Below are 15,633 nucleotides of genomic sequence, written 5' to 3' on the forward strand. Positions count from 1 at the left end.
CCTTCAGATGCACTCCCATTCTATAGGCATACGAGGTCACGATCAAGAAAATACCCGACCATATGCCCTACTCTGCGGCTTTACGGGCAGCCGGACCGCGCGGAATGATCTTCGAGCCAGGGCCTTCGTACGTACCGTTCCGCAGCGCAGCCAGGGCCTCCTCCTCCAGTTCCCACTTGACCTCGCGCGCTCCGGCCTGAAGGGCGGGCGCGTCCTCGACGACCGGCTCCATAAGCCAGATAGGAGATCCGGAGAGGGTGTAGTCGGGCTGGCGGAAGCGGCCTGTGCTGATCGCCTTCCGCAACAGAGCGGCCGATGGGAGCTGAAACAGCGCCACGAGCTCACTCTGCCCGACGAGTGGCGGAAGCTGGCTGACCTCCCCGACCCAGCGCCCGGGTGACTGCTCCTTGATCAGCCGCTCAAGCTCGGCCTCGTTCACATGCTTCGGGCGAGGCGTGGTCTCGCCGAACCCCTTGGCGAACTGGAGCAGCCAGTAGGGCGAGCCGCTGATGATCTTGGCGTACCGGTAGTTGAGTGTCTGGTCGCGACTGATCCACTGACTCACCTGGAGTCTCTTCACACCGTAGAGCGCGGCAAACTCCGCCCCACCGACCAGGTACGGCTTCCGTACCGCCGATGTCTCATTGCCTTCCACTCCGCCGCCTTCCACTCACAGAGTCTATGCCTATAGATTCTAACCAGCGGAGCGGTGTGGCCAGTGCAAAGTTCTCGGCCCCTTGAGGCTTGGTAGAGTGAGGACTTCCAAGAGGTCGAAGGCCCCCGCCAAGGCGGGGGCCTTCTTCCATGCTCGGCTTCCGAGGGGAACTACGGACAGCGGCTGGCCGAGTTAACGATAGGCATGATTTCAACCGAAAAGACGCCGCCAGGTATCCGGCCCCGGCAGGCCATCCGCGCCCGACCCTGTCCAGCCCTGAGCACGCTGGAACGCCTCTACGTTCCGACGATCAGCCTCACTCCAGGTCGGGGATGGCCCCACCTTGTAGTGATCACCGTAACCGCGCTTCACGAGCTGCCGCCCGAGCGTGAGCACGTGGTCGTTGACCTTCCCAGGCCCGAAGGCTCCCCTGCCTGGGAACAACGGCCGCGCAGGGACCGGCTTCCCTGCGGTCGGCGGCTTCGTCCCGCCCGGCTTGCTGTCGGCGAGGCGAGCGTGGACCCGGGCCCTGAAGTCAGCCATGCTGAAACCCTTGGGGTCAACTTTGCCGCGCTGCCATCCAAGATGGCCGATGATCGACCGTTCGCTCCATCCATGCGCCCTGCACAGGGCTGCGGCCCATCGGACCGCAGCGTCGAGCTGGGCGGCTGGCCAGGGGTCACGGCCGTCACCCCGGTTGATCAGCTCGACGCCGTAGAAGTAGCGGTTGCCATCGGTATCGATCCTCTGGGCCGCAGGTACCGGCCGCTCCGCCTTCACTGCGGCCAGGACCGCCGCGTCGCCGAGGCCAGCGTGGTTGCAGCGCCCCCAGCCCACCATGTGCGCTGTGCCGGTCTTTCCGATCACGGTGTGGCACAGCGGGCCGGGCAGGTCGGAGCGGCCGTTGTAGCAGAGGCCAACCATCCCTGCCTCGGTCGAGTACCTGCCGGTGTGGTGGATCATCACCCCGTGGGCGGGGCCCCAGGGCCCCACGTGGTTCCGATTGTGCGTGCGCCAGCCCGGGGATTCCCGGACGTTCAAGCCCTCGGAAGTGAAGGCCCGCAGCGCGACATCTGCGCTGAGTGGTGTTGCCATCGTGCGCTTCCTGCTCTCCCCCGCGCCAGATGGGTACTGCTTGGTCTACTTGGTGCCGAACTCGGCAAGCAGCACGGCGGTGATCAATACCACGAGGGTTGGGGCGACGAAAGCGGAGACGGCCAACCTCCTGTTGGTCCGGGCCTCTGCTTGCTCCTTCTCACGGTCCTGCCGCAGCTCGGCGAGGTTGGACTCCAAAGCCCGGAGCCGGACCTCGTCAGTGCGGCGATCGGCGGCGTACGACTCCTTCGTGACCGTCTCAGCCAGCCGGGCGGCGAACGCGGCGAAGTCCGCACGAAGGTCATCTCGAAGCGACTGCATCGCCCGCAGCAGCTCCCACGGGGTGGGGTCTTGGGTGGGAGACACGGTGCTCCTCGAAGTCGGCCCCGCGCCGCGTGCCTCAGTCTACGGCCCCTCCCTTCACCACCCCTCGATCAGACGCTGCGCCAGATACGGACTGAACGTTCCAGCCGGAGTGCCCGGTGGTGCGACACCGCACTGCCCGTCCGAGTCCCCGGGGGCCTTGATCCACAGCAGGTACTCGGCTCCGCCGACGCCGATGCTGGACGGCGGTCCGAGCCGTCGTCCGGCCGGGTTGCAGTAGTCGACCTGCGCCCCGTCCTGGTCCAGTCCCCCGTTGCCGTTTCGGCTGGTGTCGACGACGAACCGCGCACCAGGGACGCCTTGGCCCGCAAGGGCTTCGGCAACCTGCTGACCGTAGAGACAGGAGACATCCGTCGCGTGGAAACTGGCGACGCCCACCGCGAAGCCCCGCGCCGCCTCGACCCCGGCCGCCTTGAGACGCGCTGCCTGTTCTGCCGGGTCGGTCCAGGTCGCGTGGCCGCCGTCGAGGTACACCTGGGTGAAGGGGAGCGCCGACAGGGTCTGTGCGGCGTACGCGACTAGGCCGTACCGCTCGGTGCGCTCCTCTGGGATGGGCAGGTGTCCGATCTGTGCGAGGGAGTCGGGCTCGACGATGACGAGGGCCGGTCGTCCTCCGATCCCGGCCGCGACCGACTCGATCCAGGTGCGGTACAGGGCCGGGGTCGCGGCGCCGCCGCGAGACTCGCCTCCGAGGTCGCGGTTGACCATGTTGTAGACCGTGAGAATCGGGAGCTTCCCCACTGCGGCTGCTCCCGTCACGTGAGCGTCCACTGCTGACTGGATATCGGCCGTCCAGTCCCCGAACCACTTAGCGATGGGTCGTCGGGCCAGAGCGCCAGCGATCTGAGGGGCGCGAGGATCAGCAGGGTTGTCCGCCACCCACTTCGCCGGATTGGACGCCGGGTCTACGAAGAAGCCCTCCCGCACTGTGGAGCAGGTGAGCCGCACATCGGTGAGGTGCACGGTGACCGGGCTGGCCTGCCCAATGTGGAACGCCACCTGTCCCGCCGCAGTGTCGAGCGCCGCCGTAAACGGCAGGACGAAGTGGGTGTCGACCATGGGGAGAGACACGGTCTGCTCGATCGCGACTGTCCACGGGACGGCCCCGAGACCGACCTTGGCGCGCAGGACGGCACCGGGCTGGGAGGCGCGGGCTGTGAAGGACAGAGTGTAAGAGCATCCTGTGCGCAGGGTGACGCCGTCTTGGCCGAAGGGGGCGTCCCAAAGCTGGACGGCGTCGGTGGAGGCTGTGGCGTCCACTCCGGCGCCGGGTGCGTCGATGGTGATCATTGCCGGGTCGCCAGCCCACCAGTTGGTGAGGCCGCTGGTGAAGTCGCCGTTGGCGACGAGATCGCCGTACAGGCTGGGCATTCTGGGTTCTCCCTATTTGACGTAGGTGACGCGGAGCCTCGGGCTGTAGGTCTCTCCGACGCCTCGCGCAACCCCGTAGAAGGCCCGGTCAGCACTATCTGGATCAAGCGCGATACCGCGCCAGCGGACACTGTCGAAAACCTTGGTCACGTCGACCCATTTACCCGCATTTCTCCCCCATGTGATCATCATCGCTTCCGCGTCGGCGGTGAATCTCGCCGGTCGAGTGGCGTGCGCGTGGGCCTTGATGACCGCTCTACCCCCACCCGCCGAGTGCCAGTGATCGAAGTAGAGGTACACCTCCGCCCGCTCGATCACCGCTCCGGCCAGGTCCGTGGAGAGCGCAGCCGGGAAGCCGATCAGAGCCGCGTGGATCCCGCTCGTCGCATCGACGTACCCCTGCACCGCCTTGGGCCCGAAGTACGCATTGTGCCCGGCCCGCTTGGCGTAGGAGGCGGACCACGACGCGCTGTAGGTCTTGGTGTACGTCCGCTTGGGTGGCGCAGTGGTGCCGCCGCCGTCGTTGTAGCCGCCCGTCTGAGGGAGCTGACGGCCGATGTCCTCCACGTAGAACGTACCGAGCCGACTTGCCTGCCCGAAGAGGTCCACAGTGCCCGTCGTCGTCAAAAACGTGATCAGCAGCCTGCGCGTACCAGCCCCGATGTCCCGCCCAGCCCGAACCATCTCCATATGCAGGGTTTGATACCCAGAGAGAGCCAGCGAGTGTCTGTGCTCGTACAACTGGGGCGAGCTGATGGTGGGGGACGCCGTGCCGCCGTCCCGGACCTTCACCCGCAGCTCCCCTCCCGTCACGTCGGGGTTGGCCAGGCAGGTGAGCCCGATCCGGTACATACGAGTGGGGTCACATTCGAAAGCCAGCTCTACGAAGCCCATCTCAGTGGTGCCAGCAGTCCTGCTGCTGGAGATGTGCTGGACCGCGACCAGCCCACGAGCGTGGTCCGCCAGGAGTTCGGTGAGCGGATCTCCACCGACGGACAGCGTTCCCGCAACGGACACGTCGCCGAAGGCGGCATGACCGGCGGTGTCGATCGTGGCCACGGGGACGCCTTGGGAGCGCAGCGTCAGATACTGGGGGGCTCCCGTGACCAGCGAGACGGATTCGCCACCCGTCTCGTCGTACAGCCGCAGGCCCTGAGGTCCGACTTCCGCGCGGGAGCCTCCAGTGGCCCGGCCGAAGGTCGGTACGGCTTCGGCGTTGTCGAAGACGACCTGGCCGCGTGTCGCGGCCGACGCTTCCAGGCAGATCACCGCTCGGACCGTACCCTGCGGGGCTGTGACCTGGCCGGTGATGCGCTGCCACCTGCCAGCCACCGGTGCCGTGCTCTCAACTACCCCGTAGCCCAGGACCTCGTCAGCCACGCCCTGCCAGCGGGCGTGGATCTTGATTCCGGCAGCGGCGAGGTCGGCGGAGACAAGGATGTCAACGGCGAGCCACAGTTGCGCGGAAGGCAGCATCGGCACGGTGGCCAGGGGCAGAGTGAGGTAGGCGGGCACCTCCGAGTCGCAGTCCGCACGCACGCCGACCCCGGTACGGGCACCGGGTGCGAAGGACCACGGTGCGCCGGCCGCGGCAATGCGCTTCGCCGTGGCCGCGCCTTCGAAGGAGGGATCCGGTACCAGGTTCGTCCCCTGGCCCACTGCGAGCTGCTCTGGAGTGATCGCGCCGATAGAGATGTGCGCGGTCTCCACCGCTCCCGCTGCCAGCTTCCCGGTCGTCACGCTGGCCGCCGCCAGGTCCGACCCGGCTACCAGAGCTGGCCCGACCGGCCCGACCACGTTCGACGGCTCACCGGCAGCCCCAGAGGTGGTACGGGCTACCAAGCGCACGAACAGGGGCGTGCTGGCCCTCGTGGAAATCACCGTCGTCCCGCCCTGCGGGGATTCCATCGTCGTGCGCAGCGTGCCCCTTCCGGGGACGAAGCTGGAGGTGGGCGCGGTGTGGATCTCAACCCGGGCGATGTCGAGCGGGGCCGCGAGCGCGTCGGCCCACGTTCCGTCCCACCTGACGCCGATGCCACCGAGCACCGATGTGACGAGCGGGGCCGTCGGCCGCGGCGGCGGCGGACCGTTGACGATGTTCACGCCCGTGGTCCCATCGGGCTGGACGCCGATGATCCCGGTGAGCTGGCCAGCGTCATCATGCACCTCGATCGCCCCGTTCTCGATCGAACTGTAGGCAAGCTGCGCGGTGCGGGAGGCACGGTCGAGTCGTCGCTCGACCTGGGCTAGTCGCGCGGCGAACTGGCTGAGAGAGTGCGCCATGGCGTCAGCCTCCGTACGTGAATCGGTCGGCGCGCTGAAGTTGTACGAGGACGTGCTCCTGCTGTTCTCCGGTTGGTGGCTTGATCTGCCAGCCGACGATCCGGGCCCAGCCATCGAAGTCCACCCACTGGTCATGCAGGCGCAGCCGGACATCGTCGCCGACCTGGAAGGAGCCGATGCGGGCGGACGGGTGGTCCCGTACGACGATCTCCGAGACCTCGCCCATGACCTGGCGCGCGATCCTCTCGGTCCGGGCGCGGGCGGCGAGCCGATCGTTCCCCTTCTCTGACGGGATCTCCACGACGTGCTCCAGTCGCAGCCGGCCATCCCTCACCGCGTCCGTGGCTCGACGTCGGCCTCGACCCTCACCGGCGCCGAGAGCGATGACGACCTGGGCGAAGCCGTCCGCGTCGTACTGCACCGGCACGGACGTGGCGATGTTGACGCCGCTGGTGAAAGAGAGGTCATGCCGCCGGGTGCCGAGGCGTGGCCAGCCGAGGCGGATCCGTGCGGCCGGGAGACCGTCCTTGCCCCACGCGACGGTTTCGGTCCACTCCGGTGCGGACTCGACCGCGGTCATGTCATCGATCACGGCGCCGAGGGTCGGTGCTTCCCACCAGTCGATCGCATACGGTTCGGCTGGCGTGCCGACGGTGGCCTTGGAGGTCGTGGAGTCGACGGCCACGTGGAGGTCGCCGTCCGGCTGTTCCTGGCAGTAGTTCCACGCGTCTCGCATGATCTTGCAGGGATCCGTGTGGATGTAGGGCCCTCGGCCTCCGAGGTTCCCGTGGAGGTCGTGGCGGCGGTGGAGGTAGGAGCCGTATCCGGCTGCCTCGACGCGAAGCCTCTGTCCTTCCGGTTCGGCCCGCCAGACGATGCCGCCCCAGAGGAGGGAGCGGTCGCGCTCCACGAAGAGCAGGGTGTTGCCGGGGTCGAGCTGCTGGCGGGCCAGGTGAGCGAGGCGGGGCTCCACGACTGCGGTGAGAGATCCAGCCCCGTTCAGTTCGGGCCCGAACTCGACCTGGGACATCGGAATGTCGGGCGCGACCAGGGCGCGCGTCAGGGCGTTCTGAGCCAGATAGCGATAGGACGTCATCGTCAGATGACGCCTTCAGTGAACTCGATCTGGCAGAAAAACGACGTGCCGTCGTCGACGGTCAGGTCGCCGCTCTCTGACCTGTGCATGTAGGTCTCCAGAGAGAGGCGCTGGGTAGTACCGCGAGCGGATGCGGAGATGGAGACCGTGTCGCCGAGGACGACCGTGCTGCGCCTGATGTGGGCCTGGTCATCGTCAATCGGGGTCTCCTGGCCGACGTCGGAGCCCAAGCTTTGGCGCATTCGCGCGTAGACGTTGCCACCGATCATCCGTAGTCCGGCGACGGTCACGACGATCTTCGCGGTAGTGGCCCAGGAGGGAATGGTGATGTTCCAGGCCCCCGCCGAAGGCCACTTGTGCCATTTGTTGTCGTTGTACTTGAGCGTGCTGGATGCGGTGGGGAAGGAATTGAGGAGTGTGCTTTCTCGACGCGGGTTAGCAATTCGCCGTAGATCTCTGATCATGGCTGAGGTGATGGTGGCCGTGTTCGCGGGAATGTCGAGCCGGGCGAGTGGGATCGCAGTCATTCCGGCTGGCGTAGCGGTCATCGTGCTGGACACTCCGCTGACCACATGGAAGTAGCCGATGTCCTCGGTTGCGGGGTTCCGGTTACCTTCGTACTCGGGATCCTCCACTCGGAGGCAGATCAGATCGGAGCGGGGCTTGGCCCCGGTGGGCGCGATCGGGACCGTGGCGTCGCCGACGTTGTACTGGGTGTAGGAGCCCTGTCCCCAGGTCGCGCCTCGGATGACCGCCGACCCGTCGCCGACACGGACTCCGGCACCAGGCGTGGACAGCGGGCTGACTCGCAGATCGTTGCCTTCGGTCACGCCCGCGCTTCCACGAGCCAGGTCCCGGATCATCATGCGCATGGCGCGGGCGGGGTGGGTTCCGCCGTGGACGAGCATGGGGGGCTGGATCAGAGCCATGGTGCGTACTCCTCTTCATAGGGCGGTGTGGGCGTCGCGCCACTGGACGGTGAGTCGACAGGTGTTGGTGTAGTCGGTGGCAGTCCAGCGGAGTTCTGAGCGGCCGGATGGAATCGTGAACCGGTCGAGACGCGACGCGCCGGCCAGCGCGGAGCTCGCGTTACCTGTCCCGTTGCGCAGCACCCACCGCGTCCCCGGCCGTGTGTCGATGTCGACCCATTCGCCTTGGCCGAGGGTGATCGACAGCTCTAGCGATCGGCCCGTCTCGACGATCCAGATGCGCGGGTTGGTGATCGGCCCGGTGATGCGGAGCTTCGGGTAGGCGGGGAGATCACCGTCGTTGTGAACCCACCCGGGCCGGGTCGACGGGTTGGCCACGCCCGTGGTGAGAGGCGCGGTCAGCGGCGCTTTGAATCCCTGCCTGTCTTGCGAGATGTCGAGTGGCAGCGTGAGGGTCTGCTGCACGTCGCCGTGGAAGCGCGGATCGGCGGCGAACTCGATCTCCAGCGGTATCCACCCATAGATCGTCTGGGCGGTGGAGATGGCGTCCGCGCGTCTGACCCGGCCGTAGAGGCGGCGTGCCTCGCGCCCAGGCCACTTCAGCCGGAGGACTGCCAGAGCTCCGGCCGTCCTCCGCACGGACGGGCGCGCGGCGGCTTCATGCAGGCGGGCGAGGGCATCGGTGGCCGCCGCAGGGTCTCCGGGCGTGCGGATCGCCGCCTCGATGCGCACGAGGCGCTGGCCGTAGTAGTCGACGCCGGGGTAGGCCCCGTCGTCTACGGGGTTGTCGACGTCCTGGGTGCGCAGGGGCGGTGCGCCGAGCCCTGTCACGTCCGCGAGGACGTACGGCGAGCCAGGGCCGAGGATCAATCCGGCGACGTCGATCTGCCAGTCCTTGAGGCTCATCAGATTCGTCCGCCGCGCTGGGCGTTGCGGAGCCTGCGCATGATCTCGGTGCCGAATGCGTCCGCAGCGTCGCTTCTGCCGTCTGCGTGCACGGTGACGGGCATGTTCTCGATGAGGGACTTCGGCTGCTCGCGAACCACGACGACCTGGACGCTGGCAGTGGGCCGGGCGTCGACCATCCGGGAGGGCCCGGTCGACGCGGGTGTCAGCCGGTAGCCGAAGCGTTGGGCGACGTCGGCGAGGACTCTGGCCGCAGACCCGCGCGTCCCGGCGCCGAGAGGAATGTATGCCTCTCCCTGGGTGCTGGGCTCAGCGAAGCGGATAATGCCGTTACTCGTGGCGTAGAGGCCGGGGGTGAGGATTCCCCCTGTCTCAAAGGCGAGGCCCCGATTGGCCCGGCTCAGGTCCTCCAGGAATGTGGCTCCCTTGGCACCGAGAGCCTTCTTGATGTGCTTGAGCGCAAGGTTGGCGATCTCGATGACGCGGTCCACCTCGATGCCCGTGGAGTCGACGACCTGGTGGATACCGGTCTTGCTGCTCTTGATGGCGGAGATGATCGCGACGAGGTCGGGGAGGTCAGCATCCGGGACTGCTTGGCTCGCGGCTTTGGCTTGATCATTAGCGGCTTGCGCGCTCTTCTTGTCCTTCACTGCTGCGGCAGCCAGGGTCTCGGCGTCTGAGTCTCCCTGCTCGGCGAGCATCGTGGCGAGGTCTCCGTACCCGCTGGCGGCGAGCTGCGTGAGGTGCTGCTCGAAGGCGATCTGGTCCTTGACCGCCTGCTTCAGCTGGCTGGTGTACGAACTGAGGCTGGCTTTCGACGCTGCCGCGAGCTTGCGGAGATCAGCAGCCATGGCGTTGACGTACTTCGAGCTGCCGGTGGCCATCTTGCGGGTCAGCGCGATGCCGTCCTCGCCCATGTCGGCCAGCGCGTCCGCGACGTCCTGGCCGGCACGCCGCGCCACAGCATCCAGATCCGCGCGCCACCGGGCCGCAACGCCAGTGGACTTGTCGAGGTTCTTGGCGAACAGCGCGAGGGAGAACGTGCCCTTCTTCGTCTTGGAGTCACCGGCGATCCCGGACAGGGAGAACAGTTCCGGGGCCTCGTACTGGAAGCCGGTGAGACCACCATTCGCGTACCAGGCGACCTCGCCTCCGAAGCGGCGGACGACCTCTTCCACAATGGCCTTGGAGCGCGGCCGCTTGGCCTCGGCGAGAGGTACGTAAGCCTCCCCGTGAGTCTCCGGCTCACCCCAGATGCGCCAGCTTCCGGCCGGCGCGATCTGCGCGACGTGCTCTTCCTTGCGTATGCCCCCATTCGCGAAGAACGACAGGACTCCGCCGTCAGCCTGCCGAACCGGAGCCTGAATCAAGTCCGGAACGCCGTTGGCGTCCTTGTCGTGCGCGCTCGCCCGCCGCTGGAAGAGGATCGGCACGACGACGGGCGGTGGCTGGTTCGTGGTGACGTTCACGCTGATGTGCTTCTGACCGGGGATGGCCTGAACCGAGAGGCCGATGGAGTTGAGCATCGCCTTCACCGCCGCCATGTCGCCCGACAGCAGAGCGGACGTGAGGCTACGCGCCGCGGCGGCGCCCTTGGTGGCTGCGGTGACCTGGATGAGCGACAGGGCCCCTGCCCACTCCATATTCGCCTGGCCACCGGCCTGCTTGAACGCCGCGACGACACCGGACAGGTCGGGTGCTTCGATGGGCAGATCCGCACCGAATGTGTGCGCCAGTTGGGTTCGTACCGCCTCCAGGTTCCCCGTGAGGAGGCTGGTCTTCAGTGCCTCGGCAGCCTCCTTGCCGCCGCGGGCCGCCACGTCTGCGAGCAGCCTCATCCCTTGTTCCATCGACGATCGGGCTTCCTCTGGCAGGCGTCTGGCCACGCGTCCGAAGTCCGCGAGGGCCATGCGCTGCATCGCGGCGGCGAGCTTCCCGGGGTCGTTGGTGGACGAGGCATCAGCCCAGGCTGCGGCGATCTCCTTGCCGTACCGGGCAGCGATGCCGGGCAGGTTCTCCAGACCTGCCCGAAAGGCGGGAGTCGCGCGGGCCGCGCCTTCCTGGATGATGCTTTCGAGTTCGTCTGCCACCTTCGTGCTGCCAGCGCCGAGCTGCCGGACCAGCTCGTCGAGCATCGGGGCTGCGTCGACCCCGAGTTCCGCGAAATGGTCCACGAGATCGAGACGGCCTGATGCCGCGAGGCGACCGAGGTTCGTCTGCCACTCTCTCTGCGCCGCCAGCTGCTTTCGGAGCTGGTCGAGGTAGTCCGAGAGGCTCGCCTTCGCAGCGTCGGCGGACCTGCCCGCCTTGCGGTTCGCTTCGGCGACCTGGTCCTGGGCGGCACGCCATGCTTTCGCGGGGTCGACGATGTCGGCCAGGGCCTTGCCCATGGCTTCCATCTCGGCTGTGTACTGAATCGCGCCCACCCGGTCGGTAGGGAGTTGGGCCGTCAGATCCCACAGGCCCGCCATCTCCAGGCGCTGGTTTTTGATCTTGGCGTTGACGACCTCCATGCTGGCTGCGAGCGCCGACTCCTTCTTGACGGCGTCCGACCACACCTTGTGCTGCTTCTCCAGCACTGCCTTGGCGCGGTCGAAGGAGGCATCGTAGGTGTAGGCCCGGCCGGACACCTCCCACGACGCCGCCTTGCCGAACTCCATCTCCGCCAAGAGGTCCTTGTACTTCTTGCCCCCGCTGGTAATCGCGTCGATGGCTCGCTCGATCTCGACCCCGGCGTCCTTGAGCTTCTTCACGTCGCCGCTGCTGGTGAGCTGCTCGGCGAGTTTGCGGATGCCAGCTCCCTGCTCGCCCTCTTCACGCTCGGCGCGCAGCGCGGTGATGAGTTCCTCGGTCGTCGCTTTGGCCTTCTGCTTGCTCGCCGAGTAGGCGGCGTAGGCGGCCACGCCGATCGTGAGCACGGTCGCCAGACCGGCCACAGCGATGCCAGCACCCGACAGGATGGCGGGAAGCACGGCGCCGCCCGCGCGGGCTGCGGTGACCTGCTGCCGGAAGGCGACCAGTTGGAGGCCGAACTTCATGAAGGCCGCGCGGGCCAGCATCCCGGCTGCGGCTACCGCGATCAGGACCCCAGCCAGGCTCTTCACCGGGCCCGGCAGGTCGTTGACCGCACCGACAACGACGCTCACGTACTCGCCGATGGTCTGGAGAACGGGCAGGAGGCCGCGGGCCAGATCGATACCCAGAGCCGAGAGCTGGTTGCGGGCGAGAGCCCACTGCCCGGCCGTGGTGTCCATCTGGATTGCATAGGCCCGCTCCGTCGCGCCAGCGCGCTGCACGGCTACGGAGATCCCCTCGTAGGTTTCGGCGTAGTTCTTGCCCTCAGCCGCCGACAGGGCCAGCATGGCCCGGGTCGCGCGAATGTCCTTGGTCATCCGGGAGATGCCGTCCGCAGATCCGCCAGTAGCGGCGCGGAGCTTGTTCACCACGACGTAGAGACCGTCCTGCCTGATAGCCGCAGCGACGGACTCGTAGCCAGCCTCCCGGATCGCGTCCCGCATCTCGCGGGTCGGCGTCAACATGCGAGTGAAGAGCATGTTCAGCGCCGTCGCGGCTTCCGCTGTCGGGATGCCAGCGAGGGTGATCGCCGCCATCGCGGAACCGATGTCGTGGAACTCGACGCCAGCCGCCGCAGCCATGGGCACGACGTCTCCGAGCTCGCTCGCCAGCTCTTCGAAGGTGATGACGCCCAGATTGACGGTCTGGAACATCGTGTCCAGGACGTCGTTGACGGCCGACGCGGGCAGGCCGTACGCCTTGAGCACTCCGAGGGCCGCCCGCGCCGCGACCTCGGTCGTCGTCAGGCCCGCCGAGGCGCCCTTCGCCGCAGCGTCCAGGATCCACAGGGCTTCCGCGCCGTCGAAGCCGGTGGACACGATCTGGTAGAGGCCATCGGCCAGCATCTCGGCGGACTGCGGGACCTCGGTCGACAGGCGGATGACCGCGTCCGTGTACTGGTCGACGTTGCCCGAGTCGATCTCCTGGGAGATCGTCAGAACGTTCGCCATCGCCTTCTCAAGCTGGATGGCGTTGGCGACGCCGAGGCCGAGGGCCGCTCCGATGACCAGGCCGCCCTGGGCGAAGGCGGCCGCGCGGGCGTTCACCGCGGCGATGAGTTCCGATTCGGCGCGCGCCACCTGCCTCGCGGACGCCTGAGCGTTCCGGGCGGCGGTGCGCTGGGCCTCGTCACGGGCGCCCACCGCGTTTCGGGCCCGTGTCTCAGCGTCGGCCAGCCCCGCCGAAGCCCGCTGCGAAAGGGCGGTCGCTCGGGCTGCCGCCTGCTGGGCGGTGACCGCGCGGGCCTGCGCGGCGGCATGCTCCCGTGTGGCGCGGTCGGCGGCGTCCTGCGCTGCTCGTGCGGTCCGCGCGGCCGCCTGCGCTCCGCGGCCTGCTGTCTCCTGGGCGCGCGCAGCCATGGTCTGGGCGAGTGCCTGAGCGCGTGCTGCCCGCTCACCCGCGAGGACAGCAGCGGTCTGTGCCTGCTGTGCCCGGGTCGCCACCGAGGTCGCGACGGCAGAGGCGCGGGCCTGAGTGCGCTGGGACTGTACGACCGCCTGCTGAGCGGCAGCCGCCCGTTGGTTCGCCTGCACGATCTGGGCCTGTGAACGGATCGTTTCCGCGCTGGCGGCGACCTGGGCTCTGGCGAGCCCGTCCGACGCGGCCTGGAGCGCGGCCATCCGGGCGCCAAGACCCGCAAGGTCCCGATCGAGGCCTCGAACGTGCCCCGCCGCGCCCCTGAACCCGGCGGCGAGGTTGCCCGTGTTGGCGATGAGGTTGACGTAGAGGTTGTACGCGCCGCTCACGGCGTTACACGTCCTTCCGAGGCCGGAGCCCGATCTTCATCCCACGCCCCTCTGAGCCATCCGGAATCTGCTCGCGTTCCATCTCGATCAGCTCGCACCCCGGGCACCTGTGCGCCTCAGGCACATACGCGAACCGATCGCCGCCCGCCGCTTCGTCCCATTCAGCTCCGCGCGTGCCGCAGCCGTCGCAGACCGATCTGGTGAAGGAGAGGTGGGCGATCGCCTTGGCTCGGTCGAGTGCTGACCAGCGGCCGTCGCCTGCCCCCAGGAACTGGCTGTGTGGGATTCCGTAGTCGGCGCACAGCTCCATCTCGGCGCGGAATCCTGCGTCGGTCGTCAGCCTTTTCCCAGGTCCGTCCTGGGTGTCTGATTCACCAGAAGCGGGGCAGTGAACAGCGCCTTCGCGTCCGAGTCCGCCCAAAGGTCAAGAAGCTCCTGGGCTTCAACCTCCGTCATGCCCGCGACCTCCGTCCCGGTCTCGTCGCGCTCAATGTGGCAGGCAGCGATCAGGGCGGCGGGGAAGGTCTCGACGTTGTACTCCATCCCGCTGTCCGCCTGCGCCTCAGTCGGCGGGTGATCCCGGAGTAGCTGCTCCCACGCAGGCCGGGGAAGGGCTCGGAAGATCAACTGGATGGTGGCCTCGTCGAGCTGGCGCTGTGCGTCGGCGAGCCTCCCCTCGGCGGCAATGACCTCGGGGACACTCTGGACCCAGTCCTCACGCTGCTCTTCGGGAACGGCCTGATCGATAGAGCTGGCCTGGGCCTGGGTGCGTGCCTTCGCCAGCCCGAGCGCGGCTTCGGTGACGCTCGCCTTGAGGGTGGGCTCATCGCAGATCCGCACCGTCCTCTCGGCCAGTCGGCGGGCTCGGAGCTTGGCCATCTTGGCGGACCAGTGCGGGTCTCGGGCAACGGCAGCCGGAGGTGGAGTGATGGTGGACATACGACACCCTCTCGTCAGGGCCCGGGGACGGCCGCAGCCGGTACAGGCGAGTCAAGGACTGGCTGGTCCGTGATGACGAAGGACACTTTGAACTTGGCTGGCTCAGCGGCAGCCGTGTACGAGGCCGACCGGCTGCCGACGCGAACGGGGAAGGTGTCCATGCTCTTGCCGCCAGGGATGTCTCCCTTCCGCAGGATGACAACGAAACCCTCGACGCCCTTGGACAGCAGTCTCTCCAAGGAGTCATCCACCTGGTCCTCGTAGAAGGTGAAGCTGGAGCTATCGGCCTTGTCTTCACCGTCGATGCTGGTAGTGAACTTGGACCCCATGTCGGGGGTATCGATAGCCGCGTTCTCCAAGGCCCAGCCCTCGATGTCACTGATGGCCTCGGAGAGTTCCGTGGCCGTGGTCAACTCCGTCCGAGAGGGGACCGGCGGGGTGGCGGTGACCTTTGGGAGGAAGAAGAACTTCGTTACCCCGCGCCGCATGAACCGCTTCTGCGTGATGGCCATGTGCTCCTCCGGGGGAGCGACCCGTGAGGACTCCACCCGGACCGTCCCCCAACTCGTCGCCGACAGGCGATGTGTAAGGGAAATCGGCCCGTACCGGTGGTGGCCGGGCGTCCGCGAGGAGTCTCCGCGGTGAGTGCGGTGGTGATCAGGAGTTGAGCGTGGTCAGCTCGATCACGTACCGCTGAACGTAACTGTATACGCCACTGGATACGGCCACGCCTTCCTCTTTATCGACAAACCGCTGCATGACAGAGCAGCCAGTCACGATGATCGGCCTCGCGTACGAGCCGTCCTTCTGCCGGGACACCATGGCCGACCGGACCCTGTCAGCCATCCATTCGACCTGTTCAGCAGTCGTCGCCACCGACGTGAGCTGAAGCAGCACCCGGGCGTCCGCATCGGGATCCCCATACGGCGGCCCACTTGTGGTCACTCCGAGCGGGTAGAGCACGCTGTAGGGAATCTGCGCGCCCGAGGGCAAGCTGGAGGTAGTCGGCGCGACTCCATATCCACAGCTCCGAGTGGTCGCTGTGGACAACATCTTCTGGACAGCGAGGGACACTTCTCGCCCTGAAACGGGCATATCTCTCCAACGGTTCGTCGAGTCGGATGAACCGCCGGTGGCATGCGGGCGAGTTTCCGA

At 67.5% G+C, this 15,633-nt stretch carries 12 protein-coding genes; all 12 read right to left on the reverse strand.

Annotated features, from left to right (window positions below):
- Nucleotides 1-67 precede the first annotated feature (67 nt).
- Nucleotides 68-655: a hypothetical protein gene (locus ACFVIM_RS00490; RefSeq protein ID WP_384296914.1), complete on the reverse strand. Its 588-nt coding sequence runs from the start codon at nt 653-655 to the stop codon at nt 68-70.
- A gap of 210 nt (nt 656-865) precedes the next feature.
- Nucleotides 866-1,750 carry a peptidoglycan-binding protein gene (locus tag ACFVIM_RS00495; protein WP_384296915.1) on the reverse strand — a complete coding sequence of 295 codons (885 nt, stop codon included), beginning with the start codon at nt 1,748-1,750 and terminating at the stop codon, nt 866-868.
- A gap of 45 nt (nt 1,751-1,795) precedes the next feature.
- Nucleotides 1,796-2,116 carry a hypothetical protein gene (locus ACFVIM_RS00500; RefSeq protein WP_384296917.1) on the reverse strand — a complete coding sequence of 107 codons (321 nt, stop codon included), beginning with the start codon at nt 2,114-2,116 and terminating at the stop codon, nt 1,796-1,798.
- 54 nt (nt 2,117-2,170) lie between these two features.
- Nucleotides 2,171-3,505 (reverse strand): glycoside hydrolase family 6 protein, encoded by a 1,335-nt coding sequence (locus ACFVIM_RS00505; RefSeq protein ID WP_384296918.1) that lies wholly within the window; start codon nt 3,503-3,505, stop codon nt 2,171-2,173.
- Nucleotides 3,506-3,517: 12 nt separating this feature from the next.
- On the reverse strand, nt 3,518-5,788 hold the full coding sequence (locus tag ACFVIM_RS00510) for a hypothetical protein (RefSeq protein WP_384296920.1): 2,271 nt from the start codon (nt 5,786-5,788) through the stop codon (nt 3,518-3,520).
- Nucleotides 5,789-5,792: 4 nt separating this feature from the next.
- The gene (locus ACFVIM_RS00515) at nt 5,793-6,884 is read right to left on the reverse strand and encodes a hypothetical protein (RefSeq protein ID WP_384296922.1); all 1,092 of its coding nucleotides are present in this window, start codon (nt 6,882-6,884) and stop codon (nt 5,793-5,795) included.
- Nucleotides 6,885-6,886: 2 nt separating this feature from the next.
- The gene (locus ACFVIM_RS00520; protein ID WP_384296923.1) at nt 6,887-7,813 is read right to left on the reverse strand and encodes a hypothetical protein; all 927 of its coding nucleotides are present in this window, start codon (nt 7,811-7,813) and stop codon (nt 6,887-6,889) included.
- A gap of 15 nt (nt 7,814-7,828) precedes the next feature.
- The gene (locus tag ACFVIM_RS00525) at nt 7,829-8,719 is read right to left on the reverse strand and encodes a phage distal tail protein (protein WP_384296925.1); all 891 of its coding nucleotides are present in this window, start codon (nt 8,717-8,719) and stop codon (nt 7,829-7,831) included.
- A complete protein-coding gene (locus tag ACFVIM_RS00530) occupies nt 8,719-13,539 on the reverse strand; it encodes a phage tail tape measure protein (RefSeq protein ID WP_384296927.1) in 4,821 nt (1,606 codons plus the stop codon). The genes ACFVIM_RS00525 and ACFVIM_RS00530 overlap by 1 nt, the downstream gene beginning before the upstream one ends.
- 336 nt (nt 13,540-13,875) lie before the next feature.
- Complete coding sequence (locus ACFVIM_RS00535) at nt 13,876-14,478, reverse strand: hypothetical protein (RefSeq protein WP_384296928.1); 603 nt, start codon at nt 14,476-14,478, stop codon at nt 13,876-13,878.
- A 14-nt stretch (nt 14,479-14,492) separates the two neighbouring features.
- On the reverse strand, nt 14,493-14,990 hold the full coding sequence (locus tag ACFVIM_RS00540; protein ID WP_384296930.1) for a hypothetical protein: 498 nt from the start codon (nt 14,988-14,990) through the stop codon (nt 14,493-14,495).
- Nucleotides 14,991-15,135: 145 nt separating this feature from the next.
- Nucleotides 15,136-15,441, reverse strand: coding sequence for a hypothetical protein (locus tag ACFVIM_RS00545; protein ID WP_384296931.1), 306 nt, complete (start codon nt 15,439-15,441; stop codon nt 15,136-15,138).
- Nucleotides 15,442-15,633 lie beyond the last annotated feature (192 nt).

It is taken from the genome of Streptomyces sp. NPDC057638 (genome assembly GCF_042800315.1).
Lineage (GTDB): Bacteria > Actinomycetota > Actinomycetes > Streptomycetales > Streptomycetaceae > Streptomyces.

Excerpts from the sequence above, each read along its gene's own strand:
- ACFVIM_RS00495 (WP_384296915.1), bottom strand. The coding sequence starts at position 1,750 with ATGGCAACACCACTCAGCGCAGATGTCGCGCTGCGGGCCTTCACTTCC.
- ACFVIM_RS00505 (WP_384296918.1), bottom strand. The coding sequence starts at position 3,505 with ATGCCCAGCCTGTACGGCGATCTCGTCGCCAACGGCGACTTCACCAGC.
- ACFVIM_RS00510 (WP_384296920.1), bottom strand. The coding sequence starts at position 5,788 with ATGGCGCACTCTCTCAGCCAGTTCGCCGCGCGACTAGCCCAGGTCGAG.
- ACFVIM_RS00515 (WP_384296922.1), bottom strand. The coding sequence starts at position 6,884 with ATGACGTCCTATCGCTATCTGGCTCAGAACGCCCTGACGCGCGCCCTG.
- ACFVIM_RS00520 (WP_384296923.1), bottom strand. The coding sequence starts at position 7,813 with ATGGCTCTGATCCAGCCCCCCATGCTCGTCCACGGCGGAACCCACCCC.
- ACFVIM_RS00525 (WP_384296925.1), bottom strand. The coding sequence starts at position 8,719 with ATGAGCCTCAAGGACTGGCAGATCGACGTCGCCGGATTGATCCTCGGC.
- ACFVIM_RS00535 (WP_384296928.1), bottom strand. The coding sequence starts at position 14,478 with ATGTCCACCATCACTCCACCTCCGGCTGCCGTTGCCCGAGACCCGCAC.
- ACFVIM_RS00540 (WP_384296930.1), bottom strand. The coding sequence starts at position 14,990 with ATGGCCATCACGCAGAAGCGGTTCATGCGGCGCGGGGTAACGAAGTTC.